Annotated in this window: 1 pseudogene; it reads right to left on the bottom strand. The window is 69.2% G+C overall.

Annotated features, from left to right (window positions below):
- A pseudogene (locus ASF38_RS19730) lies at positions 1-720 on the bottom strand (DUF222 domain-containing protein); the annotation flags it as partial.

Below are 720 nucleotides of genomic sequence, written 5' to 3'. Positions count from 1 at the left end.
CCCCCGCCGCTACGCGCCATGTGCGGGGGGACCCCCAGCCCTGGTGTGGTGCATCCGCCGTCGCGCTTCTCCATCGCCCGGCGGGATGACCGGTTGAAGTACCGGTTCGCTGATCCGAGGTCGAGCGGGAGTGGCTTGCCGTTGAGGACCATGGGCACGATCTGCGCCGAACACGCGAGCCGGCGGGCTTCGCCGGCCGAGATCCGGGTGCCGTCCGACAGCCCGGCGGCCTTGACGCCACCCATGAGCGTCTCGAGGTCGAGATTCACGGTGACGACCGCGCTGACGCCGCCGTTGGACGGGAGCTGGTCGGCGGGGAGGTGCTCGATGAGGGTGGTGAAGGCGTGGCCGAGGCGCTGGGGGTAGGTCTGGCCGAATCCCACCTCGTCCATCTCGCCGGTGGCGGCGTTGACGGTGCCGACCTTCTGGTGGGGTGCTGCGAGTGCGTCGAGGGCGGTCTTGAGCATGGCGCCCTGTGCTTCGGGGAGGGTGAAGCTGCCGGTGACGGTGCCGTCGTTGTTGTCCCACATCGAGAAGCTCGTCTTCGCCCGGGCCGCCTCTTCCTTCTTGCGGAGGACCTCGTCCTCGTCGGCGTCGACCTCGTCGACGGTCTTGCGGTAGGTCTCGGTGATCCGAGCCGCCCGCCGGCGCAGGTCCTTCAGAGTCAGCCGCTGCGCGTCCTTCAGCAGGGTCTCTTCGCACCGCTCACGCTGTTCTGAA

The organism is Aeromicrobium sp. Leaf272, assembly GCF_001422865.1.
Classification (GTDB): Bacteria; Actinomycetota; Actinomycetes; order Propionibacteriales; family Nocardioidaceae; genus Aeromicrobium.
Note: the sequence above shows the minus strand (reverse complement) of the source record. Positions and strands in the feature narration are given on the sequence as shown.